Below are 23717 nucleotides of genomic sequence, written 5' to 3'. Positions count from 1 at the left end.
GCGGGGTGCGCGCTGAGCGGAGCCCGGCATTATGGCCGAGCGGGTTCGGTACCCCGGGGCCAGTCAGGCGCCTGCGAGCAGGGGCAGCAGTTCGCCGCGGCGGTCGAGCTCGACGAGGTCGTCGCAGCCGCCCACGTGCGTGCTGCCGATGAAGATCTGCGGCACCGTGCGGCGCCCGGTGAGCTGCATCATCGTGCTGCGCTCGGCCGGCTCGAGGTCGACCCGCACTTCGTCGATCTGCTCGACACCGCGCTGTTTGAGCAGCGCCTTGGCGTGCACGCAGTAGGGGCAGCTCTGCGTCAGGTACATCTTCACCGCTTGCATGGCGAGCGCTCCGCTCAGGCGGTCTTTTCGACCGGCAGGTTGGCTTCGCGCCACGCGGCCAGTCCACCGGCCAGGGCCTGCGAGTTCTCGAAGCCGAGCTTCTTCAGCGTGGCGACAGCGCGGCTGGCGCGGGTGCCGGTCGGGCACAGCACCACGAGCGGAAGCGCCTTGTTCTTGGGCAGTTCGTTCGAGGCTTCGAGGCTCGCCAGCGGCACGCTCTTGGCGCCGACCGCGTGGCCGGCGGCGTATTCGGCCGGCTCGCTCACGTCGATCAACACGGCCTTTTCGCGGTTGATGAGTTGCACCGCGGCACTCGCCGACACCTTGCCGGCGCCACCGGCACCCTTGTTGATCATCGGCCAGATGAGCAAGGCACCCGAGGTGGCGGCGGCGAGAAAGAGGAACCAGTTGTCGATGAAGAACTTCACAGGCGCGCCGAAGGGTTGGTGTCAGGTCGGCGATTATAGAATTCCGACGCTTGGCGCATGGCTTGCGTGGGCCAAAGCCCCATCCACCCGACCCGGAACCGGCCATGCACAAGCTCGTATTGATTCGCCACGGCGAGTCCACCTGGAACCTCGAAAACCGCTTCACGGGCTGGACCGACGTGGAGCTCACGCCGCTCGGCGTGCAGCAGGCGCAGCAGTCGGGCCGCCTGCTGAAGGCCGAGGGTTACGACTTCGACATCGCCTACACCTCGGTGCTCAAGCGCGCGATCTGGACGCTCTGGCACGCGCTCGACCAGATGGACCGCACCTGGTTGCCGGTGGTGGGCGACTGGCGCCTGAACGAACGCCACTACGGCGCGCTGCAGGGCCTGAACAAGGCCGAGACGGCGAAGAAGTTCGGCGACGAGCAGGTGCTGGTCTGGCGCCGCAGCTACGACACGCCGCCGCCCGTGCTCGACGCGGCCGACCCGCGCAGCGAACGCGGCGACGTGCGCTACGCGAAGCTGAAACCCGGCGACGTTCCGCTCACCGAATGCCTGAAAGACACCGTCGCACGCGTGTTGCCGCTGTGGAACGACACGCTCGCGCCGGCGATCCGCTCGGGCCAGCGTGTGTTGATCGCCGCGCACGGCAACAGCATCCGCGCCTTGGTGAAGTACCTCGACGGCGTGTCGGACGCCGACATCGTCAACCTCAACATCCCGAACGGCATTCCGCTCGTCTACGAGCTCGACGACGCGCTGAAGCCGATCCGCAGCTACTACCTCGGTGATGCCGAAGCGGCGGCCAAGGCAGCCGCGGCCGTGGCGGCGCAGGGCAAGAAAGGCTGAGGCAGGCTCAGGCGGCGAGCGCCGCCGCGATGTCGCCGCGCAGCTGTTCGGCGAGAGCGCGCCGGTCGGCCTGCGCCGCATCCCGTGGTGGCAACAAGGCCACACGCACGACCAGTTGCTCGCCGCTGGCCACCATCCACAAGCTCTGCGCCAGCGTCGTCGCGCCCACGAACTCGACGGCGCGGCTGATCGCATGCTTGGCGTCGCTGAAGCGGATCGCGACCGGCTGCACCGGCGTTTCGGTGGCGATCGCGGCCTGCAGCAAGTTGGCGTGGAACGGCAGCAGCGCCTGGCCGTCGGAGGTGGTGCCTTCGGGAAAGATCGCCACCGTGTCACCCGATTTCAGCGCATCGGCCATCGCGTGCACCACACGCAAGGCATCGCGCTTGCGTTCACGTTCGAGGTAGAGCGTTCCGCCGGCATCGACGAGGTGGCGCATCAGCGGCCACGATTTCACGTCGGCCTTCGAGACGAATCGCGCCTGCGGGCAGACCGCGTGCATCGCCATGATGTCGAGCCATGAGATGTGGTTGGCAACGAGCAGCACCGCGCCGGCCACTGGCGCCCCCTCGACGCGCAGCGTGATGCCCATGAGGCGCAGTGTCTTGCTCGCCCACCACTGCACGCGCTTCTGGCGCTCCGCGGCCGGCAATGAGCCGAAGCGCAGCAACACGATCAGCACGCCGTGCATGCCGTGCAGCACGCAACGCAGCAGCCGGCCGGCCGCACGCAGCCGAGAGGTCATTCGGGCTGTGCTTCGTAGGCCACGCCACCGGCGACCACGGTGCAGCGCACCCGCCCGGGCAGCTCGTAGCCACTGAAGGGCGTGTGCTTGCCCTGGCTCTTGAGGGCGCCTGGCGCGACAAGCCAGCGCGCTTCGGCATCGAACAGGCACAGGTCGGCCACACCGCCTTCGACGAGCCGGCCCGCGCTGGCCGACAGCGAACCCAGCGCATCACCCAGCACCGCTACCGGCGCGCTCGTGATCGTGGCCAGCGTGCGGGCCAGGGGCTGGTTCGTCTCGGCGCCCCACTTCAGCGCCAGGCTGAGCAGCAGTTCCAGCCCGGTTGCACCGGGTTCGGCTTCGGCGAAAGGCAGGTTCTTGGCGTCGGCCGCCACCGGCGTGTGGTCGCTCGCGAGTGCGTCGATCGTGCCGTCGGCCAGGCCAGCGCGGATCGCGTCGCGGTCGCGCTGCTGGCGCAAGGGCGGGGTCAGGCGCATCGCTGCGTTGAAGTAGCCGATGTCGATGTCGGTCAGGTGCAGGTGGTTGACGCTCACGTCGCAGGTAACGGGCAAACCTTCGGCCTTGGCGCGGCGCACGAGCTCGATGCCGGCGGCGCTGCTCAGCCGGCACAGGTGAACGCGCGCGCCGGTGTCGCGCACCAGTTCGAACAGCGTGGCCAGCGCGATGGTCTCGGCGATCACCGGCACGCCCGCCAGGCCCATGCGCGTGGCGAGCGGCCCCTTGGCCGCCACGCCGTTGCCGAGCCAGGCGTCGGCCGGGCGCAGCCAGCTCGTGTAGCCGAAGGTGGCGGCGTACTGCAGCGCGCGGTGCAGCACGAGCGTGTCTTTCAGTGCGACCTCGGCCTGCGAGAAGCCGACGCAGCCGGCTTCGGTCAGCTCGGCCATTTCGGTCAGCACTTCACCTTTCAGATCGCGTGTGAGCGCGCCGAGCGGGAAGACCCGCGCCTGGTTCAGGTTTCGGGCGCGGAACTTCAGCATCTGTACGAGGCCGGGCTCGTCGAGCACCGGGTCGGTGTCGGGCGGGCACACGAGGCTCGTCACGCCACCGGCCACGGCCGCGGCCATTTCAGATTCGAGCATCGCTTCGTGTTCGTGGCCCGGTTCGCCCAGGCGTGCCGCCAGGTCGACAAGGCCTGGCGCCACGATCAAACCGTGCGCGTCGATGACCCGGTCAGCATCGAAGTCGGCGCTGACCTTGCCGAGCGTGACGATGCGGCCGGCCGCGATGGCCACGTCGCCCGTTTCGTCGCGGCCCGTCGCCGGGTCGATGAGTCGGCCGTTCTGGATGAGAATTTTCATGGGACCGTCAGGCGTTGTTGCCGGCAATGATCGACATCACGGCCATGCGCACCGCGATGCCGAAGGTGACCTGCGGCAGGATCACGCTCTGCGTGCCGTCGGCCACCATCGAGTCGATCTCGACACCGCGGTTGATCGGGCCCGGGTGCATCACGATCGCGTCGGGTTTGGCATGCGCGAGCTTCTCGGGCGTGAGGCCGTAGTTCTTGAAGAACTCGCCGGCGCTCGGCAGCATCGCGCCGCTCATGCGTTCGTTCTGCAGCCGCAGCATGATGATCACGTCGGCATCCTTGATGCCTTCTTTCATGTCGTGGCACACCCGCACGCCCATCGCCGAAAGATCGCCCGGCACCAGTGTCTTCGGGCCGACCGCGCGGATCTCGGGCACACCGAGGGTCGTCAACGCGTGGATGTCGGAGCGCGCCACGCGCGAATGCACGATGTCGCCGACGATCGCGACGGTGAGCTTCGTGAAGTCCTGCTTGAAGTGCCGGATCGTGTACATGTCGAGCAGGCCCTGCGTGGGGTGCGCGTGGCGCCCGTCGCCGGCATTGATCACGTGCACGTGCGGCGCGCAGTGTTGTGCGATGAGGTAGGGCGCGCCGCTCTCGCTGTGGCGCACCACGAACATGTCGGCGTGCATCGCCGACAGGTTGGCGATGGTGTCGAGCAGGCTCTCGCCCTTGGCCGCGCTCGAGCGTGCGATGTCGAGGTTGATCACGTCGGCCGAGAGGCGTTTGGCCGCGATCTCGAAGGTGGTGCGGGTGCGGGTGCTGTTCTCGAAGAACAGGTTGAAAACGCTCTTGCCACGCAGCAAGGGCACCTTCTTCACTTCGCGGTCGTTGACGCTGAGGAAGGTACCGGCGGTGTCGAGGATCTGGTTCAGCACCGGCTGCGGCAGCCCTTCGATCGAGAGCAGGTGGATCAGCTCGCCGTGGGCGTTGAGTTGGGGGTTGCGTCGGGACAGCATGCTCACGCATCCCCCTTGATGTCGAAACTGAAACGGCCCGCATCGTCGCGGGCCAGCGACAGCCGCTGCGCCGCTGGCAGCGTGATGCGTGCGGCCGACACCGCCGCGCTGATCGGCAACTCGCGCCCGCCGCGGTCGACCAGCACCGCCAGCGTCACGCTCGAAGGTCGCCCGAAGTCGTAGAGCTCGTTGATGACCGCGCGGATCGTGCGGCCGGTGTAGAGCACGTCGTCGACCAGCACGATCGGAAGGCCGTTCACGTCGAAGGGCAGCCGTGTGTGGTCGGCGCCGGCCGTCATGCCGCGCGAGCCGAAGTCGTCGCGGTGCAGCGCGCTCGAGATCACGCCATGTTCGCCGGCCAGGCCCAGGTCACGCTGCAGGCGCTCGGCCAGCCAGGCGCCGCCCGACCAGATGCCGACCAGAACCGAGCCCGGCTGCAGCAGGCCGCGCACGCCGCGCGCCAGGTCGGCGTAGAGCGCTTCGGCGTCGAGGTGCAGGCTGCTCATTCAGGGGTCTCCAGCGTTCTCAAGAATTGCTCCAGGATGATCGCGGCCGAGGTGGCGTCGGCGTCAGTCGCGCCCTGCGCTTGGGCTTCGGTCGTGCTGTAGCGCTCGTCCACCTCGTGCACGGCGAGGTGGAAACGGCCGTGCAACTGGCGGGCAAAACGCCGTGCGCGGGCGGTATTGTCGTGCGCCGCGCCATCGGGGTGGAACGGCACGCCGACGACCAGCGCATCGGGTTGCCACTCGTTGATGAGCGCAGCGATCGCTGTGAAGCGGGCGTCGCCTTCCGCCGCGATGGTTCGCATCGGGGTGGCCGCGTGGGTGAGCGTGTTGCCCGAAGCGACGCCGACGCGCTTGGTGCCGTAGTCGAAGGCAAGAAAGGAATGCGGGGCGGACATTGCAGAAGACGTCGGCAACACCGAGCTCATGCGTGCCCCGCCTCCTGGCTCAGCATGCCCGAGCTGATGCCCAGCAGCTGCAAGGCCCGGTCGTAGCGCTGCTCGATGGGCGTGTCGAAGATGATGCCGGGCTCGGCGCTCACGTTGATCCAGCCGTTGCGGCTCATCTCGTCTTCGAGCTGGCCCGCGCCCCAGCCGCTGTAACCCAGCGTCACGAGGATCTTCTTCGGGCCGGCACCGTTGGAGAGCGCTTCCAGCACGTCTTTGCTGGTGGTCATTTCCAGGCCGCCCGGGATCTGCAGCGACGAGTTGTAGTGCCCGCCCTCGCCTTCGCCGCCGTCGAGCCGCTCATGCAGCACGAAGCCGCGCTCGGTCTGCACCGGGCCACCGAAATAGACCGGCGCTTCGGCCAGGTCTTCGCGGTCGAGCGTGAGTTCGACCTTCTCGAACAGGTTCTTCAGCTTGATGTCGATCGGCTTGTTGATCACCAGCCCGACGGCGCCCTTTTCGGTGTGCTCGCACAGGTAGACCACCGAACCGGCAAAGGCGCCGTCGCCCATGCCCGGCATCGCGATGAGAAAGTGGTTGGTGAAGTTGACCGGCGGCACTGACATGCGCGCATTTTATTCCTCCGGCAAACTCCCGCCCCATGCAAAGACCATTGGAGCGCGCTCTTGTCTGGTTTCGGCGCGACTTGCGCGCCGACGACCACGCTGCGCTGTACCACGCCCTGCGCGCCGCCCGCGAGGTGTGGTGTGCGTTCGTCTTCGACCGCGAGATCCTCGACCCCTTGCCGCGGCGCGACCGGCGGGTCGAGTTCATCCGCGAGAGTGTCGACGAGCTGAGCCGCACGCTGGGCCAGCTGGGCGAAGCGCACGGCCGCCCCGGCGTTCGCCTGATCGTGTGCCACGGCCAGGCCAGCAAAGCGTTGCCCGAACTTGCCACCCAGCTGCGCGCGCAGGCGGTCTACGCCAACCACGACGACGAGCCTGACGCGCTGGCGCGCGACGCTCGGGTGCGCGACGCGCTGGCCGCCGCCGGCATCGCCTTTCACACCAGCAAGGACCACGTGGTGTTCGAACGCAGCGAGCTGCTCACCGGGGGCGGCAAGCCTTACAGCGTGTTCACGCCCTACAAGAACGCCTGGCTGAAGAAGGTCGAGCCGTTCTTTCTGAAGGCCTACCCGGTCGAGCCGTATGCCGACAGCCTCGCGGCGGCGCCCGAGCCGCTGGCAGCGGGTGTTCCGTCGCTGGGCCAGCTGGGCTTCGAGCCGAGCAACCTGGCGGCGCTGAAGATCCAGACCGGCAGCAGCGGCGCGCAAGCGCTGTTCACCGACTTCCTGCAACGCATCGACGCCTACGAAGAGACGCGCAACTTCCCCGCCGTGAAGGGGCCGAGTTACCTGTCGGTGCACCTGCGCTTCGGCACCGTCTCGGTCCGCCAGCTCGCCCGTGCGGCGTGCGCGCTGATCGAGAGCAGCGGCTCGCGCGGCGCCGAGGTCTGGGTGTCCGAGCTGATCTGGCGCGACTTCTACCACCAGATCCTGCACCACCACCCGCGCGTGGTCGGCGCGAGTTTCAAGCCCGACTACGACCGCATCGAATGGGAACAAGGCTTGGAGGCCGATGCCTTGTTCGCCGCCTGGTGCGAAGGCCGCACCGGCTACCCGCTGGTCGACGCGGCCATGGCGCAGATCAACCAGACCGGCTACATGCACAACCGCCTGCGCATGGTCGTCGCGAGTTTTCTGGTGAAAGACCTGGGCATCGACTGGCGCCGCGGCGAAGCCTACTTCGCCGAACACCTGAACGACTTCGACCTGGCGGCCAACAACGGGGGCTGGCAATGGGCGGCGTCGACCGGTTGTGATGCGCAGCCCTACTTCCGCATCTTCAACCCGGTGAGCCAGAGCGAGAAGTTCGATGCCTCGGGCAAGTTCATCCGCCGTTACCTGCCGCAGTTGGCGGCATTGCCCGACAAGCTGATCCACGCCCCCTGGGCCGCCCGGCCGCTCGAGTTGCAGGCTGCGGGAGTGGTGCTCGGCAAGAACTACCCGCTGCCCGTCGTGCAGCACGATGAAGCCCGGGCGCGCACGCTGCGGCGTTTCGGCGTGGTGAAGGGCGGGGTGTAAAGCGCGACGCAGCCCTCACGGCTGCGTCGGCTCGAACGCTCAGGCGGCGACGCGCGACGAGGTGTAGCGGGCCACCAGCGCCAGCAGGTCCTCTTCCGAGTACGGCTTGCCGAGGTAGTGGTCGACGCCGAGTTCGGCCGCGTAGTCGCGGTGCTTCTGCGCGATGCGCGAGGTGATCATGATCACCGGCAGTTCGCGCAGGCGCGCATCGCCACGCATGTTGCGCACCAGGTCGAAGCCGTCCATGCGTGGCATCTCGATGTCCGAGAGCACGATCTGGGGCAGTTCTTCGGCCAGGCGCTCGAGCGCGTCGAGACCGTCCTTGGCGAGCACCACGCGATAACCTTCGCGCAGCAGCAGGCGCTGGGTGACACGCCGCACCGTCAACGAGTCGTCGACCACCATCACGAGCGGTTCCAGCTTCTCGTCGGGCCGGGTGATCACGGGGAGCGCGGGCATCGGCACCGGCGCACGCAGCGCCGCGCTGGTGGCAGCGCGCGCCGACTCGCCGTACAGGGTGGCCAGCGCCACCGGGTTGTAGATCAACGCCACCGCACCCGAGGCCAGCAGCGTGATGCCGGCCAGACCTGGCATGCGCGAGAGTTGTGGCCCGAGATTCTTGACCACCACTTCCTGGTTGCCCAGCACTTCGTCGACGTGCAAGGCGATGCGCTGCTGCGCGCTGCGAATCACGACGACTGTGCGCGTGCGATCGGCCTGGCCGAGCGAACGCGGGCTGAGCTGCAACAACGCGCCGAGCCAGAAGAACTGCACGGTGCGCTCGGGCATGGCGTACACACCGCTGGCGTACGACTGATCGATCTCCTGTGGCGTGCCTCGGCGCACCACCTCGACGAGCGTGGAAGGCACGGCCACGTTGGTCTCGCCGCAGCGCAGCATCACCACCTGCGTCACCGCCGTGGTCAGCGGCAACACCATGCGGAACGAGGTGCCCTTGCCGGCCGCCGTGGCGGTTTCGACGCGGCCACCCATCGCGTTCACTTCGGAGCGCACCACGTCCATGCCGACGCCGCGGCCGGCGAGTTCGGTCACCGCCTCCGCGGTCGAGAAGCCCGGCGTGAAGATCAGGTTGGCGAGTTCGGCGTCGGTCGGGTGCGCGTTCGCATCGATCAACCCGAGCGCCACACCCTTGGCGCGGATGCGCTCGAGGTTCAGGCCGGCGCCGTCGTCGCGGAACTCGACGCCCACTTCGTTGCCCTCTTGCGTGAGCGCGACGATGATCGAACCGGTCGGGTCCTTGCCGGACGCGCTGCGCACGTCGGGCATCTCGATGCCGTGGCTCACACAATTGCGCAGCAGGTGTTCGAACGAGCCGGTCATGCGGTCGAGCACGCCGCGGTCGACTTCGATCGAGCCGCCGACGATGTCGAGCCGCACGGCCTTGCCGGTTTCTTTGGCGGCCTGGCGCACCACGCGGTAGAGGCGGTCCGACAGGCCTTCGAACTCGACCATGCGGGTGCGCAGCAGGTCGTCTTGCAGGTCACGCGTCATGCGCGCCTGCGCCACCAGTTCGTCTTCGGTGTTCTCGACCGAGCGTTGCAGGCTGCGCTGCACGGTGTGCACGTCGTTGACCGACTCGGCCATCATGCGCGTGAGTTCCTGGAAGCGCGTGAACCGGTCGAATTCGAGCGGGTCGAAACTCTGCGACGCGGCCTTCGCTGCTTCGAGCCGCGAGGTCATCTGCATTTCGCCGTGGAACTCGATGTCACGCAGCTGCGCGCGCAACCGTTCCAGGTTCTCCGTGAGGTCGCCGAGCGAGCCCTTGATCTGCGACACGCCGGAATCGATGCGTGAGCGCGTGATGCTCACTTCACCGGCCAGATTCACCAGGCGGTCGAGCAGCGGCGCGCGCACCCGCACGGCCGACTGCGTGCCCTGGGCGCGCTCGGGGGCCTTGCGCACCAGGGCTTCGGTGCGAGAGAAACGGCTGAAGTCGATCGGCGCGACCGGGCTGGCCGCGGCCGCGGCGACTCTCGGCGCACTGAGCACCGGCTCGGCACGCGCCGGGGCCGGCGTTTCTTCGAGCACCGCGGGCTGGGTGACCACGTCGTCCTGGCTGAGCACCTCGGCGGCGTCTTCGGCCACTTCGCGCGGCGCTTCGGTCAGCAGAACCTCGAGCGGTGCGGCAGGCGCCACCACCTCGGGCCGTGCCGGCTCGGCTTCGACACTGCGCGGCGCGCTGGCCACCGGCTGCGGCGTGGCCGGCGTGTCGCCCTGACGCAGGGCCTCGAAGGTCTGCGACAGCGCGTCGCCGTAGATCTGCAAGGTCTCGACATCGGGCGCGCTGACCGGTTGCTGCGCCAGCACGTGCTCGATGCGGGTTTCGAGGCGGTGCGCCATTTCGCCCAGGCGCATCGCGCCGGCCAGGCGGGCACCGCCCTTCAGGGTGTGCAGGGTGCGCATGCACGCCGCCGGGTGGGCGGCTTCGCCGGGGCGACGCACCCAGTCGCGCAGCTTCGCGGCGAGCTGCGGCAGCAGCTCTTCGGCTTCTTCTTCGAAGATCGGGAACAGTTCGGCGTCGATCGCATCGACCGCGTCGATCGTGTCGTCACCGTCCACCAGCGCATGGGTCGCGCCCATGCCACGCGAGGCCTCGACAGGCAGATCGCCGAAGGGCTTCAGCTCGGTGAGGCCGAGCGCGCCGAACTGCGAATCGCCATACGCCGACACCGTGAACGGGGCGGGCGCCGACAGGGCCGCGTGCGCGGTGTCCATCACGAGTTCGGCGACTGCCGGGGCAGCGGCGTCGGCCACCGGCTCGGCCGCAGCGGGCTCCGGCGGCGTATCGAGCGCGATCAGGGGAACCGCCGCTTCGCGCGACGGCGTTTCTTCCGGCTCGGCCTGTTCCAGCTCCGACGCCGCAGTCGCGGCTTCGAGGCGGCGCGCCGAGCTCAGCTCGTGTTCGGCCAGGCGGGCCAGCAGGTCCGGCGAAGGCTCTTTCAGGAAGCCGGCCGCGAACTGGTGCAGCAGGCGCCGGATTTCTTCGGCCGCGTCGACGAACAGACGCGCTTCTTCCGGCGTGCCGTGGCCGATCGCGAGCGAACGGGTCTGGGCGTGCTCGAGCGCGCGAGCGAGCTGCGACAGGTCGCTGAAACCGACCGTGGCCGAGCTGCCGGCGAGCGAGTGCGCGAGCGCGATCGGCGCATCGCCGATCGGGCGGTGCAACTCCATCGCCCACTCGGCGATTTCGGTCGTCAGGCGGCGCGACAGCTCGTCGGCTTCGTTGAGGTAGATGTTGAAGAGCGGAATGCCGATGCGCAGATGGCCGACCTGCTTGATCAGTTCGTCTTCGGGTTCCGGCTGCGGCGGCGGTTCGGGCAAGTCGTCGAGCGCGGCGTGCACCGACTCGGGCGCAGCGGCGGCCACGGGCGCGGGTTCGGCGGCTGTGCCGAAGTCCAGGTCGAAGTCGATCAGGTCGACGGACACCTCGGGCAGCGGTGCTTCTTCGGCCACGCGCAGCGGCATCGGCTCGGTGGCGGCACTCGCGAACGGGTCGGGCGCGTCGAGCGCACTCGTGTCGAGCGCGCCGTGGGCGCTGTCGAGGTCGAACTCGAACGAGACTTCAGGCACTGGTTCGGCCGGCTGCGCCAGCGCCGGCGTCATGTCGACAGGCACCGGCAACAGGCCGCTGAGGTCGAGATCGCCCGCGCTCGGCAGGTCGGGCGGCAAGAGCGGCAGCGCGATGTCGGAACTGTCGCTGCTGCCGGCCGGGGCCTGGCCGTCGCTGACCCGCTGCGCCGCCGCTTTCACGGCAGCCGCCGTGTGGCCGGCGTCGTTCTTCGCCGAAACGGCCTCGACCCAGTCGCTCAGGTGCGCGAGCGACCAGGCGGTGAAGTCGAGCAGTGCCGGCTCAGCGGCGCCCTGATCGGCCAGGTGGCTGTTGTAGAGCTGCTCGCCGGCCCAGGCCGCGTCGCCGAATTCCTTCAGCCCGACCATGCGCGAACTGCCCTTGAGCGTGTGGAAAGCGCGCCGCAGCGTCGTGAGCGCCGCAATGTCGGCCGGTGCGCGGACGAGATCGGCATGCGCCGCACGCGCGGTCTCGAGCACCTCTTGTGCTTCTTCGAGGAAGATCGAGCGCATCTCGTCGTCTTCGGCGAGATCGGCAGCGGCGTCTTCGAAGCTCAGCGTCATCGGCGTGGTGATGCGGCCTGTCGACGAACGCTCGGGCTCCAGACCCACGGGGTCGGACGCGGTCGAGACGAAGTCGGCCAGCGCGTCCGACAGATCGCCGCGCACATTGGCAAGTTCTTCGGGGTGTTGTGCGGCTTCGAGCGCTTCCTGCGCGCGCTGCACGGTGGCGGCGAGTGCGGGCTGGTCGGCAGCCTGTGCTTCCTGCGACAGGCGCTGCAGATCGCGCGACACGTCTTCGACCGGCACCTCGTCGCTGACAGACGCCAGTGCGAGTTGCTGGGCCTGTTCGATCAGCCGCGGGTCGACCGCCGGCGTGGCGGTGACGCCCGGCGCGTGCACTTCGCCGCGTCCCATCACGGGGCTCAGCGTGCCGGCGTCGGCATCGAAGCGGAACAGCGACTTGGCCATTTGCGGCTGCACGCTGAGCATGTCGATCAGGAAGCCGAGCGCACCCAGGTTGCCGGCCAGGCGGTCGAACACGCCAGCCTGGTGAACCCGCGTCGGGTCGACCTCGGTCTGCACCAGGCCATCGACCTCGTCGCGCATGCGCAGCAAGGCGTGCGAGGCGTGGTCCATGCCCAGCACCGAGAGAACGCCACGCATCGCCGAAAGCTGGTTCGGCACCGGGATCAGCACGTCGCGCTCGGCCGGGTTGCGGAAGTACTGGTCGATCAGCTTCTCGGCCTCGGAGAGCGATGCGCGCAGTTCCTGCACCACGCTGCCCATGGTCTGCCGGTCGGAGACACGCCGGTACAGCTCTTCCATCCACGGCTCGAGCGGGTCGGGCGCGCGGCCCTGCCGCACGGCCGCCAGGCGCTCGGCCAGGCGCTGGACGCGTGGCGCCTGCTCGGGGCTGTCGAACTCCGCGTCTTCAAGGGCGGCCTCGACGTAGAGCAGGCTGGTCGCCACTTCCATGGCCAGCGGCGCCGAAGGCGCTGCGCCGGTCTGCTGGGTCTGGGCCACCGACTGCTGCAGTTCGGCCGCGAAGGTTTCGCCGAGCGGGAACAGGCGCTTGAGCGAATCGCCAACCAGCGCGAACTGCTCAGACAAGCCTGCCAGGCGGTGCATTTCGCCGCCGGCGATCGCCGACCACGCTTCCTTGGCGGCCGTGACACGTTTGCGTGCCTGGGCCACCAGCGCCGGGTCGAACTTGCCGAGCGGGCTGACGGTGTAGTCGACCGGCGCGTATTGCGCCAGGCCGTAGGCACGCCGCACGGCGGCGAGGCGCGGTGCGTGGTCGCCGGGGCCGGGCTCGGCGCTCTGGGCGCAGAAGAAAAGCAGGTCCTGGGCGAGGCGCTCGGAGAGTTCGGAATCGCCACGCTCGAGAATGCGGTACTGCGCCAGCAGGCGCGAGGCCACCCGTTTGCTGAACACGTCGAAGCCGAGCAGGCTCTTCGCCTGCGCTTCGAACACCGCGGAAGCGAGCTTCCAGAGATTGGCGATCTGCGGCTGCGTGGCGCCGGCGCCGAGGCCGGCGCAGACGTCGCTCATGCGCTCGGCCACCGCCAGCGGGTTGGAAGCGCGCATCATCGCCAGCAACAGGGCTTCGAGCGCGGCGTGGGTGGCGGCGTCGGGCTGGCGCGGGGCGGCCTGCGGGTCTGATGGCAGGTCGCGCCACTGCCAGTCGACCGACCACAGGTCGGCCGGGTGAACGCGGTCGGCACCGGCCGCTTCCTGGACGGCGCGGTATTGCGGGAACAGCGACAGCGTGGACACCGGCTTGCTCGCCAGCATGCGGCTCAGGTAATCGAGCAAGGCGAACGAGGCGCGCTCGATGTCGTCGATCACCAGCGTGGTGAGCTTGTGCGGCTTGCTCACATAACGCTGCACCGCCGCCTCGCTGGCCCGCAGCACCATCGCGGCGGCCGGCAAGCCGACGAGTTCGAGCGCACCCACGCCCTGGTGGATCTGCGTTCGGGCACCGCGCAGCACGGCCGGGTCGACCGCCTCGATGTCGGAGCTGGCGAGGGTTTCGGTTTCCTTGACGAAGCGGCGCAGCGCCTTGTGCGCGGCGTCGAGCGAACGGCGCAGCTCTTCATGCACCCACGCCAGGGCGCTGAGGTCGTCACCGGTTTCGGTGGAGTTCGGGCTCATCGTCACGCTCATCGTTGTGGGGCCGAATCAATCGATCTTGAACCGCGCCACCGACTGCTTCAGTTCTTCGGCCGTGCGTGAGAGCTCGCGCACCATCTGCGCGGTGGAGCGTGTGCCTTCACCGGTCTGCTCGGTCACCGCGAAGATGTGCTGGATGTTCGCCGCCACCACGTTGGCCGACTGCGCTTCGCTGAGCGCCTGGTTCGAGATCTGCGCGATCAGTTCGGAGAGCTGGCGCGAAACCCGGTCGATTTCGCCGAGCGCCGTGCCGGCCGCGTCGGTCAGTCGGGTTCCTTCGACCACGCCCTGGGTGCTGCGCTCCATGGCGCCCACCGCGTCTTGCGTGTCGGTCTGAATGGTCTTGACCAGCGCCGCGATCTGGCGCGTCGCGTCGCCAGAGCGTTCAGCGAGGCGTTGCACTTCTTCCGCCACGACCGAGAAGCCTCGGCCGGCTTCACCGGCCGACGCGGCCTGGATGGCGGCGTTCAGCGCCAGCACGTTGGTCTGCTCGGTAATGTCGGAAATCAGCTCGGTGATTTCGCCGATCTCCTGAGACGATTCGCCCAGACGCTTGATGCGCTTGGAGGTTTCCTGGATCTGGTCGCGGATCGAGTTCATGCCGCCGATCGTGTTCTGCACCGCGCGCAGGCCCGACTCGGCCGCTTCGAGTGACTGGCGCGCCACCGCTGCGGTTTCTTGCGCCTGGCCCGACACGTTGTTGATGCGGCCGGCCATCTGCAGCACCGACTCGCCGGTGTCGCGAATCTCGCGCAGCTGCTCGCTCGACGTGGCCAGCAGTTCGGTGGAGTTGGCCTCGACCTTCTCGGTCGTTTCGGTCACGCGGCCCACCGTGCCTTGCACCTGCGACACCAGCGTGCGCAGTTCTTCCACCGTGTAGTTCACCGAGTCGGCGATCGCGCCGGTGATGTCTTCGGTCACCGTGGCTTGTTGTGTCAGGTCACCTTCAGCCACCGCCTGCAGTTCGTTCATCAACCGCAAAATGGCCGCCTGGTTCGCGTCGTTCACCCGCTTGGCTTCCTGCTGTTCGCGTTCGGCCGCGAGGCGCTGCTCTTCCGCCGCCGAACGGCGTTCGCTCTGGTCGCGCACATACAGGCGCAGGAAGCCGACGCCGCCGAGCAACATCACGATCGCGGCCAGCAGCAGCAGCCCGAAGTTCAGACCGCTGAAGCCGGTTTCCGCAGCGAGCTTTTCCTGCACTGCCTCGAGGCCCTTGCGCAGCGGTTCACTGTCGGCCACCACGGTGGACTGCGCTTCACGCGCTGCCACCAGGCCTTGCAGATTGCCGAGAATCGCGCCGGCTTGCGTGCGGGTCTCTTCGTACTGTTTCATGAGCGCGACCAGGCGCTCCTTGGTGGCCGGGTCGCGCGTGGGCGCCAGGCGCAGTTCGGCGTTGCCGTCGGACAGGCCCTGGCCGATCTCGCGGAAGGTGTTCAAGTCCTTGCCGAGCAGGAACACGGCCTCGGGGCTCACGCCTTCCATCGTCAGGAATTCGTTGGCCGACTTGCCGATGCGCTGCGTCAGCATCACGAGCTGGCCGGCGGCCGACAGCTCCGCGGGCGACGCACCCTGCTGCAGCTTCAGCGACGAAATGGTTTCGGCGATCTCGAGCAGGTCCGACGACTGGCGGTTGATCGAGCGCAGCGCCTCGTTCACCTGGGTCAGGATCTTCTGCTGGCCCAGAATGGTGGTCGCGTTCTTCTCGGCCTTGTCGACCAGCGGCAACACCGGGTCGAGCAGGCCCTGCACCGCCGACGGCGCGGCCGCCACGGCACCTTCGCCGGTCTTCAGGCTGCGCACGTTGCGCGCCAGCACGTCGACACTCTCGCGCACCTCGGCGAAGGCCGGCACATTGCCGATCAGGGCCTGCGAGGTCGACTTGGCGAGGCGTTGCGACTGCATCAGCGCCTGGCCGCTGGCGCCCACCTGCGCCGAACCCTGGTTGGCAGATCGGACCGACAGCAGCGTCATCGCGATCAGGCCGATGAAGCCGATCACGATCATGAAGAACAGGATGCGCTGCTGCTCGGCCACCGGCCGCGAGCCGATGATCGGCAGCCCGGTGCCGGCCGCGGCCAGGGCGGGGGCAGCGGCGTCGGGCAGCCGCGTTTCGGAGAACTCGGCCATGCCCGAAGGCGCGGCTTCGGAAATGATCGAGGTGTCGAGATCCATCGGCTGCTGCAGGGTCGGCGCCTCCAGGCTCGACACCGAGTTCGGGTCGACCCCATGCCCTTGGGTCGAGGCACCGCCAGCGGGCGCGTAGGCGTCGCCGAACGGGACTTCGTCCACCAGGTCGTGGTCGGGGTTGGCCCCGCCCTTTTGGCCCCAACCCTTGATCTTGTTCAGCAAGCTCATATCGACCTCGTGCACTCTCGTTTGTGTGTCTGCGCGGGCGCGGGTATCAGCCCACGACCTTCAGAAATGCTTCATCGGTGGCCAGTTCGGCCAGGTTCAACTCCTGCCAGACGCGCCCGGCCTCGTCTCGCAGGCGCACGCCCACGAACGCGGGCCGGGGAGCACCCTCCACCTCGGGCTCGAGCGTGAGCTCGGCTTCGCTGCGCAAGCCCGACAGCCGGTCGACCATCAAGGTGCAGTTGATGTCCAGCGACTGGTTGAAACCGACCAGCCGGGACTGTTCGCGGCCCATTTCCTGCGACTTGACGCCGAGAAAATCGGCCAGGTCGACCACGCCGTGCAGGTGCCCCCGCAGGTTCGACACGCCCAGAAACCAGCGGTGACTGTGCGGCACCGGCACGATCGGCGCGAGCGCGAAGATCTCGCCGGCCTCGCGCAGCGGGAACAGCAGGCCGCGCCCGCTGCACTCGACGGCCAGCCACGACTTGCCGCGCGCCTGGGTGCGCGCTGCCTGCAGACGCTCGGCCAGCCGGCTCTGGAGTTCGCGCAGTGCTTGCTTGTTCGCCATTCAGGTTCGGTCCGTGGGGTGCGCCGGCACTGGTCAGTCGAAAGCGTGGATCTTGGCGACGAGTTCGTCGGCGTCGACCGGCTTGACGATGTAGTCGCGGGCGCCCTGGCGCATGCCCCAGACCTTGTCGGTTTCCTGGTTCTTGCTCGTGCACATGATCACCGGCACGTTGGCAAAGCGCGGGTCGCGCGTGATGGCGCGGGTCAGCTGAAAGCCGTTCTGGCCCGGCATCACCACGTCCATCAGGATCAGGTCGGGGGTTTCTTCGCCGAGCCGCTTCATCGCTTCCTCGCCGTTCTCGGCGGTGCGGATGGCGTAGCCACGTTTGCCGAGCAGGTCGGACATGAAATGCAGTTCGGTCTTCGAATCGTCGACCAAAAGAATCTTGCGGATCGTCATGATCTGGTCCTCAACATCAACGTTGGAGTCTCGGCGAAATGCAAGCACTTCGCGCACGGCCGAACATCACGCAGTGGCGCCGGCCGTATCAAACAACACGCCGGTGCAGTTCGACGGCTTGCAGCAACTGGTCTTTCGTGAAGGGCTTGGTCAGGTAGTCCTGCGAGCCCACCATGCGGCCGCGCGCCTTGTCGAACAGGCCGTCCTTGCTCGACAGCATGATCACCGGCACTTCGGAGAATTTCTGGTTGCGCTTGATGATGGCGCAGGTCTGGTAACCGTCGAGGCGCGGCATCAGGATGTCGCAGAAGATCAGATCGGGATCGTGATCGTTGACCTTCGACAGCGCGTCGAAGCCGTCTTCGGCCAGCAGCACCTGGTAGCCGCCCTGCTTGAGGAAGATCTCGGCGCTGCGCCGGATCGTGTTGCTGTCATCGATGACCAGCACCTTGATGCCTGCGGCGCCGGCGGGGGCCTGATTGCTCAACGAACATTCTCCTCAACGACGGGGCGCGGTTCAGCCCGCGTTTGTGATGTCGGCCTCGCGGTTCAGATCTGAACCATCTCGAAGTCTTCCTTGCGGGCGCCACACTCGGGGCAGGTCCAGTTCATCGCCACATCGGCCCAGGCCGTTCCCGGCGCGATGCCATGCTCAGGGTCACCGGCTGCCTCGTCGTAGATCCATCCGCAGATGAGGCACATCCAGGTTTTGGGGTCGCTCACGTAAGGCTCTTTGCTTCACTACAATGCGACCAGATTCTAGCGGTGCACTTCGTCAGAAAATCAAGTCTTTGTAGGTACATACGCAACATTCTTCACATTTGCCTAGAGGTTTGGCCAAGTTGTGCAAACGGCTCGCCCGGCTCTGAAAACCGCTGCTTCGGACTGCTTCCCATGACCGCTGAAACCCCCGTTCCCGAGCTCGAATCCGACGCCGTCGAAGACCAGGTCGCCCCGGCGTGCGTGATGAGCTTCAATGCCAGCGACCCGACCGGCGCCGGCGGCACGGCCGGTGACGTGGCCACCGTCGCCGCCATGGGGGCGCACGCGCTGCCCGTGGTCACCAGCATCGTGATGCGTGACACCGCCGAGGTCTTCGACCACCACGCACTCGACCCCGACGTGATCGCCGAGCAGGCCCGCAGCATTCTCGAAGACGTGACCATCGCGGCCTGGAAGGTCGGCTTCCTCGGTTCGGCCGAAGGCGTGAGCGCGGTCGCCGAGATCCTGTCCGACTACCCCGACGTGCCGCTCGTGGCCTACATGCCCAACCTGTCGTGGGTCGAAGAAGACGATCAGCAGGCCTACCTCGACGCCTTCCGCGAGTTGGTGCTGCCCCAGACCGAAGTGCTGGTCGGCAGCCACCAGACGCTCACCGACTTCCTGTTGCCCGACTGGGAAGGCGATCGACCGGCTTCGCCGCGCGAGCTCGCGGTGGCCGCGGGCGAGCACGGCACGCGCTTCGTGCTGGTCACGAGCGTGCTGATCCAGAGCTCGAAGACCGCCGACCAGTTCATGGACAACGTGCTCGCTTCGCCCGAAGGCGCCATCACCGGCGAGAAGTTCGAGCGCTTCGAGGTGAGCTTCGTCGGCGCCGGCGACACGCTGTCGGCCTCGCTCGCAGCCTTGCTGGCGGCCGGCGCCGAGTTGCAGGCCGCGGTCGGCGAAGCGCTGACCTTTCTCGATCAAGCGCTCGACGCGGGCTTTCGCCCGGGTATGGGCAACGTGCTGCCCGACCGCTTCTTCTGGGCCCTGCCGCCAGGCGAAGAAGCCGAGCCCGGCAGCGCCGAAGAACCCGCCGACGACGGCCTTGCCCCGAAGAGCCCACGCCATGTCCACTGAATCCACGAACGCACAGCTCTTCGAGCGGGCCCAGAAGGTCATCCCCGGTGGCGTCAACTCGCCGGTGCGGGCATTTCGGGCTGTCGGCGGCACGCCACGCTTCATCAAGAGTGGCCACGGCGCGTACATCGTCGACGCCGAAGGCCGGCGCTACATCGACTACATCGGCTCCTGGGGCCCGATGATCCTCGGCCACGGCCACCCGGCCGTGCTCGACGCAGTGCAGAAAGCCGCTGTCGAGGGCTTTTCTTTCGGCGCGCCGACCGAGCGCGAAGTCGAGCTCGCCGAAGAGATCCTGAGCCTGGTGCCGAGCATGGACCAGGTGCGCCTCGTCAGCTCGGGCACCGAAGCGGCGATGAGTGCGCTGCGCCTGGCGCGCGGCGCCACCGGCCGCAGCAAGATCGTCAAGTTCGAGGGCTGTTACCACGGCCACGCTGATGCCCTGCTGGTGAAGGCCGGCTCGGGCCTGGCCACGTTCGGCCACCCCACCAGCGCCGGCGTGCCGCCCGAAGTGGTGCAGCACACGCTCGTGCTCGAGTACAACAACCTCGAACAGATCGAAGAAGCCTTCAAGCTGCACGGCCCTGAGATCGCCTGCGTGATGATCGAGCCGATCGCCGGCAACATGAACTTCGTGCGCGCTTCGGTGCCGTTCATGAAACGCATCCGCGAGCTGTGCACGCAGCACGGCGCGCTGTTCGTGTTCGACGAGGTGATGACCGGGTTCCGCGTGGCGCTCGGCAGCGCACAGAGCCTTTACGCGAAGCTGATCCCCGGCTTCGAGCCCGACATCAGCGTGTTCGGCAAGGTCATCGGCGGTGGCATGCCGCTGGCGGCTTTCGGGGCGAGGCGCGCGGTGATGCAGCAGTTGGCCCCGCTTGGCCCGGTGTACCAGGCCGGCACCTTGTCGGGCAACCCGGTCGCCACGGCCTGCGGCCTGGCGACGCTGCGAGAGATTCGCCGACCCGGCTTCTTCGAGGCGCTGAGTGCAAGCACCCGCTCACTCGTCGACGGCCTCGTGGCCGCGGCCCGCAGCGCTGGTGTGCCGATGGTCGGCGACTGCGAAGGGGGCATGTTCGGCTTCTTCTTCGCGGACGAACTGCCGCAGAACTACAACGCCGTGCTCGCGACCGACAAAGAGCGTTTCAACCGCTTCTTCCACGCCATGCTCGACCGCGGCGTGTACTTCGCGCCGGCCTTGTACGAGGCCGGTTTCGTGAGCGCGGCGCACAGCGCGGCCGACATCGCCGCCACCTGCCAGGCCGCCGCAGACAGCCTGCGCGGCTGAGCTTCGCTCAGACGGCTCAGGCCGGCGCCGAGCGCATGCCGTAGGTCTTGCCGCCGGCGAACAGGTATTCGGCCCGCAGCACGGCGTCGCCCTTTTCGCCGACGAGCGTGAAGCCGAGCACGGCGATCGTGTCGCCCACCTTGATCTCGGGCACCTTCCAGGCTTCCATGCGCGTGAGCGGCGCGAACTCGATCTCCCAGACCGGGTCGCGGCGTGTCGGCAGCTTCGCCGCGGCCAGCAGGCGCGGCCCGTCGACGCTGGCCGACTGCGCCGGCAGCGCACGCTTGGCCAGATCGGTGGGCAACTTCAGATCGGCAGCAATCTGCAGGTCGACCTCGGCGTGCGGGTTCCCCCATGACACTTTCACGGCCTTTCCTTCGAGGTAGATCGGACGCTCCTGATCGAAGCTGCTCCAGCCGTGGTGGGCAAAGGCGCGCGGAGCGGCGAACACGCTCGCACCCATCAGGATCATGTGACGACGTTGCATGCGGCGAGCTCCTTCAGCGGTAGGCGATCCAGCGACCGCAGATGATGACGCCGAGCCAAAGCCCCAACGACAGTGCGGTCTGCAGCCGGGCGATGGCGTCGAGCCGGGTGAGGCCGTCGCGGGCGTGGAACAGCCCGGCATTCGCACCCGCCAGCGTCAGCAAAGCCATCTTGAGCACGAATGCGCGGTTGGCCATGAGCTCGGCCGCCTGGCTCGCGAACATCAGCAGGCCGCTGGCAGCGGCCAGGCCGAAGCCGATCAGGGACACCGTCAGGCCGAGCCTGGCCAGCGCCGGCAAGGGCAGCGCGCGTCCCAGCCCCCACACCCGCAACTCGACCAGCACCAGGTTGCCCACCAGCAGGGCGATGCCGGTGATGTGCACCACTTCGAGCGCCGGGTAGACGATGGGGTTGGTGGTGATCCACGACGACATGCAAGGCATTTTCCACGCAGGGGGCGAACCGCGCCGCTCCTAGAATGGCCCGATGCACATTCACATCCTCGGCATCTGCGGCACCTTCATGGGCGGCCTGGCCGCGCTGGCGCGCGAAAGCGGCCACAAGGTCACCGGCTGCGACGCCAACGTCTACCCGCCGATGAGCGACCAGCTGCGCGCGCTCGGCATCGAGCTGATCGAAGGCTTCGGCCCCGAGCAGATGTCGCTCGCGCCAGACCTCTACGTCGTTGGCAACGTCGTCAGCCGTGGCAACGCATTGATGGAAGCGGTGCTCGATGCCGGCGCGCCTTACACCAGCGGCCCGCAATGGCTGGCCGAGAACGTGCTGCAGGGCCGGCACGTGCTGGCCGTGGCCGGCACGCACGGCAAGACCAGCACCACCTCGATGCTGGCCTGGATGCTCGACCAGGCCGGCCTGAACCCGGGCTTTCTGGTCGGCGGTGTGCCGCTCAATTTCGGCGTGTCGGCACGCCTGGGCAACACGCAGCCCGGCGCGCCGTTCGTGATCGAGGCCGACGAGTACGACACGGCCTTCTTCGACAAGCGCAGCAAGTTCGTGCATTACCGGCCGCGCACCGCGATCCTGAACAACCTCGAGTACGACCACGCCGACATCTTCGAGAACCTGGCCGCGATCGAGCGCCAGTTTCACCACCTGGTGCGCACCGTGCCGGCACATGGGCGACTCGTCGTCAACGCACGCGAAGAGAGCCTGCAGCGGGTGCTGACGATGGGCTGCTGGAGCGAGGTGCAGCGCTTCGGCGCGCGCAAGGAAGAGCCCGGGGCGCTGCGCGCGCGCGGTGAGCCTCATGCCTTCGACGTGCTGCGCGGCAGCCTGAAGATCGCACGCGTCGAGTGGCCGCTGCTGGGCGAACACAACCAACTCAATGCGGTCGCAGCGATCGCCGCCGCCGAACACGTGGGCGTGGCGCCCGAGGTCGCGGCGCGTGCCCTCGCCAGTTTCGAGAACGTGCGTCGCCGCCTCGAACTGATCGGCGAAGTGCGCGGCATCCGTGTCTACGACGACTTCGCGCACCACCCGACGGCCATGCGCACCACCGTCAACGGGCTGCGCCGCAAGGTCGGCCTGGAGCGCATCCTCGCCGTGTTCGAGCCGCGTTCGAACACGATGAAGCTCGGCGCGATGAAAGCGCAATTGCCCTGGTCGCTCGAAGAGGCCGACCTCGCCTTCTGCCACAGCGGCGGGCTCGGCTGGGACGCGGTGCAGGCGCTGGCCCCGATGGGCCCACAGGCGGTGGTCTGCGAGACGATCGCCGAGCTGGTGCAGCGTGTCGTCGCCGCGGCGCGGCCCGGCGACCACATTCTCTGCATGAGCAACGGCGGCTTCGGCGGCGTGCACGCCAAGCTGCTCGAGGCGCTGGGCGCGGCGTCACGTTGATGGCCGACGAGAGCGTCACGCACCTGCTGTACCTGCACGGCTTTCGCTCGTCGCCCCAGTCGAGCAAGGCACGCGTGATGGCGGCGTGGGTGCAACGGCATCGGCCCGATCTGGCCTGGTGGTGCCCGCAGTTGCCGCCCTCGCCTCAAGATGCGATGCAGATGTTGTTCGACGGCATTGCACAGTGGTCGGCACAACGCACCGCCGTGATCGGCAGTTCGCTCGGCGGCTTCTATGCCACCGCCTTGGCCGAGCGGCTCGGTTGCCGCGCGGTGGTGTTGAACCCGGCCATCGACCCGGCACGCGACCTGGCCAAGTACATCGGCGAAACGACGGCGTGGCACAGCGACGAGCGCTTCTTCTTCCGGCCGGAGTTCATCGACGAGTTGCGTGCGATCGCGCCTGCCTCGTTGACACGGCCGGAGCGCTACTTCGCAGTGATTGCCAAGGGCGACGAGGTGCTCGACTGGCGCGAGATGAGCGCGCGCTACAAAGGCTGCAGGATCAGGCTGCTCGAAGGCAGCGACCACGCGCTGAGCGACTTCGAGAAAGAGGACCTTCCCGAGGTGCTCGACTTCCTCGGCTTGCCCGTCACCAGTGGATGATGGTCCAGACCACCCGGCCCCAGACCTCGACGTTGAACCACGTCAGGCAGGCCAGGTAGGTGCCGCGCCGGAAGCTGCGCGCACGCTGGATCCAGACGTCGATGTCCAGGGTGATGAAGAGCACGAAACACACCACCGAGCCCGTGGCCAGGATGGCGGCGATGACGCCGATGATCCAGCGAAAAACCGTCATGGGTTCACCTTCACAGAATCACCACCAGCCGCTCGAGGATGAGCACGGCGAAGAAGGCCAGGGCGGCCACCACCGTCCACTTCACGATCAGGATGCCGATCGCACGAAATCGCTGTTGACCCGTGCCCAGGTACATCGCCAGGCACACCACGCCGGCACCGAGCAGCAGAAGAAAGATCCAGCGAAAGATCAGCATCGTTCAAGGCAGGCCC

General features: G+C 67.9%; 24 protein-coding genes. 6 read left to right on the top strand and 18 right to left on the bottom strand.

Annotation, left to right across the window (positions count from 1 at the left end; all coding sequences use genetic code 11):
- Positions 1-63: 63 nt before the first annotated feature.
- Positions 64-324, bottom strand: coding sequence for a glutaredoxin 3 (gene grxC, locus AC30PD_RS14805; RefSeq protein ID WP_489536418.1), 261 nt, complete (start codon positions 322-324; stop codon positions 64-66).
- A 14-nt stretch (positions 325-338) separates the two neighbouring features.
- Positions 339-752 carry a rhodanese-like domain-containing protein gene (locus AC30PD_RS14800; protein ID WP_489536417.1) on the bottom strand — a complete coding sequence of 138 codons (414 nt, stop codon included), beginning with the start codon at positions 750-752 and terminating at the stop codon, positions 339-341.
- 104 nt (positions 753-856) lie between these two features.
- On the opposite strand from AC30PD_RS14800, the gene gpmA reads away from it, so the two are divergent.
- Complete coding sequence (gene gpmA / locus AC30PD_RS14795) at positions 857-1603, top strand: 2,3-diphosphoglycerate-dependent phosphoglycerate mutase (protein ID WP_489536416.1); 747 nt, start codon at positions 857-859, stop codon at positions 1601-1603.
- A 7-nt stretch (positions 1604-1610) separates the two neighbouring features.
- Here gpmA and AC30PD_RS14790 read toward each other — a convergent pair whose 3' ends face one another.
- The 6 genes from AC30PD_RS14790 to AC30PD_RS14765 are packed head-to-tail and all read right to left on the bottom strand — an operon-like array spanning position 1611 to position 6131.
- Positions 1611-2348, bottom strand: coding sequence for a lysophospholipid acyltransferase family protein (locus AC30PD_RS14790; RefSeq protein WP_489536415.1), 738 nt, complete (start codon positions 2346-2348; stop codon positions 1611-1613).
- On the bottom strand, positions 2345-3646 hold the full coding sequence (locus AC30PD_RS14785; protein WP_489536414.1) for a dihydroorotase: 1302 nt from the start codon (positions 3644-3646) through the stop codon (positions 2345-2347). Before AC30PD_RS14785 ends, AC30PD_RS14790 begins: the two co-directional genes overlap by 4 nt.
- A 7-nt stretch (positions 3647-3653) precedes the next feature.
- A complete protein-coding gene (locus tag AC30PD_RS14780) occupies positions 3654-4616 on the bottom strand; it encodes an aspartate carbamoyltransferase catalytic subunit (protein WP_489536544.1) in 963 nt (320 codons plus the stop codon).
- A gap of 2 nt (positions 4617-4618) precedes the next feature.
- Positions 4619-5122, bottom strand: a complete 504-nt coding sequence (pyrR, locus tag AC30PD_RS14775) for a bifunctional pyr operon transcriptional regulator/uracil phosphoribosyltransferase PyrR (RefSeq protein ID WP_489536413.1) — start codon at positions 5120-5122, stop codon at positions 4619-4621.
- Entirely contained in the window at positions 5119-5547 is a 429-nt protein-coding gene (ruvX, locus tag AC30PD_RS14770) for a Holliday junction resolvase RuvX (protein WP_489536412.1), read from the bottom strand. The genes pyrR and ruvX overlap by 4 nt, the downstream gene beginning before the upstream one ends.
- Positions 5544-6131, bottom strand: a complete 588-nt coding sequence (locus tag AC30PD_RS14765; protein ID WP_489536411.1) for a YqgE/AlgH family protein — start codon at positions 6129-6131, stop codon at positions 5544-5546. Before AC30PD_RS14765 ends, ruvX begins: the two co-directional genes overlap by 4 nt.
- Before the next feature lie 35 nt (positions 6132-6166).
- Here AC30PD_RS14765 and AC30PD_RS14760 point away from each other — a divergent pair, with 35 nt between their 5' ends.
- Positions 6167-7648, top strand: coding sequence for a cryptochrome/photolyase family protein (locus AC30PD_RS14760; RefSeq protein WP_489536410.1), 1482 nt, complete (start codon positions 6167-6169; stop codon positions 7646-7648).
- A gap of 39 nt (positions 7649-7687) precedes the next feature.
- Here the strand turns inward: AC30PD_RS14760 and AC30PD_RS14755 are convergent, their stop codons facing one another.
- The 6 genes from AC30PD_RS14755 to AC30PD_RS14730 form a co-directional block, all read right to left on the bottom strand.
- Complete coding sequence (locus AC30PD_RS14755) at positions 7688-13894, bottom strand: hybrid sensor histidine kinase/response regulator (protein ID WP_489536409.1); 6207 nt, start codon at positions 13892-13894, stop codon at positions 7688-7690.
- 27 nt (positions 13895-13921) lie between these two features.
- The gene (locus AC30PD_RS14750; RefSeq protein WP_489536408.1) at positions 13922-16267 is read right to left on the bottom strand and encodes a methyl-accepting chemotaxis protein; all 2346 of its coding nucleotides are present in this window, start codon (positions 16265-16267) and stop codon (positions 13922-13924) included.
- A gap of 46 nt (positions 16268-16313) precedes the next feature.
- Positions 16314-16835 carry a chemotaxis protein CheW gene (locus tag AC30PD_RS14745; protein WP_489536407.1) on the bottom strand — a complete coding sequence of 174 codons (522 nt, stop codon included), beginning with the start codon at positions 16833-16835 and terminating at the stop codon, positions 16314-16316.
- Positions 16836-16868: 33 nt separating this feature from the next.
- On the bottom strand, positions 16869-17234 hold the full coding sequence (locus AC30PD_RS14740) for a response regulator (protein ID WP_489536406.1): 366 nt from the start codon (positions 17232-17234) through the stop codon (positions 16869-16871).
- 88 nt (positions 17235-17322) lie between these two features.
- Positions 17323-17721: a response regulator gene (locus AC30PD_RS14735; RefSeq protein WP_489536405.1), complete on the bottom strand. Its 399-nt coding sequence runs from the start codon at positions 17719-17721 to the stop codon at positions 17323-17325.
- 62 nt (positions 17722-17783) lie between these two features.
- Positions 17784-17936 (bottom strand): rubredoxin, encoded by a 153-nt coding sequence (locus AC30PD_RS14730; protein ID WP_489536543.1) that lies wholly within the window; start codon positions 17934-17936, stop codon positions 17784-17786.
- Between the two features lie 192 nt (positions 17937-18128).
- Between AC30PD_RS14730 and thiD the strand changes: the two genes are divergently transcribed.
- Positions 18129-19076 carry a bifunctional hydroxymethylpyrimidine kinase/phosphomethylpyrimidine kinase gene (gene thiD / locus AC30PD_RS14725; protein WP_489536404.1) on the top strand — a complete coding sequence of 316 codons (948 nt, stop codon included), beginning with the start codon at positions 18129-18131 and terminating at the stop codon, positions 19074-19076.
- A complete protein-coding gene (gene hemL / locus AC30PD_RS14720) occupies positions 19066-20364 on the top strand; it encodes a glutamate-1-semialdehyde 2,1-aminomutase (protein WP_489536403.1) in 1299 nt (432 codons plus the stop codon). Before thiD ends, hemL begins: the two co-directional genes overlap by 11 nt.
- Before the next feature lie 16 nt (positions 20365-20380).
- Here the strand turns inward: hemL and AC30PD_RS14715 are convergent, their stop codons facing one another.
- Together AC30PD_RS14715 and AC30PD_RS14710 are read right to left on the bottom strand one after the other, a co-directional pair.
- On the bottom strand, positions 20381-20851 hold the full coding sequence (locus AC30PD_RS14715; RefSeq protein ID WP_489536402.1) for a DUF6152 family protein: 471 nt from the start codon (positions 20849-20851) through the stop codon (positions 20381-20383).
- A gap of 13 nt (positions 20852-20864) precedes the next feature.
- The gene (locus tag AC30PD_RS14710; RefSeq protein WP_489536401.1) at positions 20865-21284 is read right to left on the bottom strand and encodes a hypothetical protein; all 420 of its coding nucleotides are present in this window, start codon (positions 21282-21284) and stop codon (positions 20865-20867) included.
- A gap of 52 nt (positions 21285-21336) precedes the next feature.
- Here AC30PD_RS14710 and mpl point away from each other — a divergent pair, with 52 nt between their 5' ends.
- Positions 21337-22707, top strand: a complete 1371-nt coding sequence (gene mpl / locus AC30PD_RS14705) for a UDP-N-acetylmuramate:L-alanyl-gamma-D-glutamyl-meso-diaminopimelate ligase (RefSeq protein ID WP_489536400.1) — start codon at positions 21337-21339, stop codon at positions 22705-22707.
- The gene (locus AC30PD_RS14700) at positions 22707-23312 is read left to right on the top strand and encodes a YqiA/YcfP family alpha/beta fold hydrolase (RefSeq protein WP_489536399.1); all 606 of its coding nucleotides are present in this window, start codon (positions 22707-22709) and stop codon (positions 23310-23312) included. The genes mpl and AC30PD_RS14700 overlap by 1 nt, the downstream gene beginning before the upstream one ends.
- Here AC30PD_RS14700 and AC30PD_RS14695 read toward each other — a convergent pair.
- On the bottom strand, positions 23299-23505 hold the full coding sequence (locus tag AC30PD_RS14695) for a hypothetical protein (RefSeq protein ID WP_489536398.1): 207 nt from the start codon (positions 23503-23505) through the stop codon (positions 23299-23301). The two genes, AC30PD_RS14700 and AC30PD_RS14695, sit on opposite strands and share 14 nt — an antisense overlap.
- Before the next feature lie 10 nt (positions 23506-23515).
- Positions 23516-23701: a hypothetical protein gene (locus AC30PD_RS14690; protein ID WP_489536397.1), complete on the bottom strand. Its 186-nt coding sequence runs from the start codon at positions 23699-23701 to the stop codon at positions 23516-23518.
- Positions 23702-23717: the final 16 nt, after the last annotated feature.

The sequence above is a fragment of the Rhizobacter sp. genome (assembly GCF_032229685.1).
Lineage (GTDB): Bacteria > Pseudomonadota > Gammaproteobacteria > Burkholderiales > Burkholderiaceae_C > LMDS01.
Note: the sequence above shows the minus strand (reverse complement) of the source record. Positions and strands in the feature narration are given on the sequence as shown.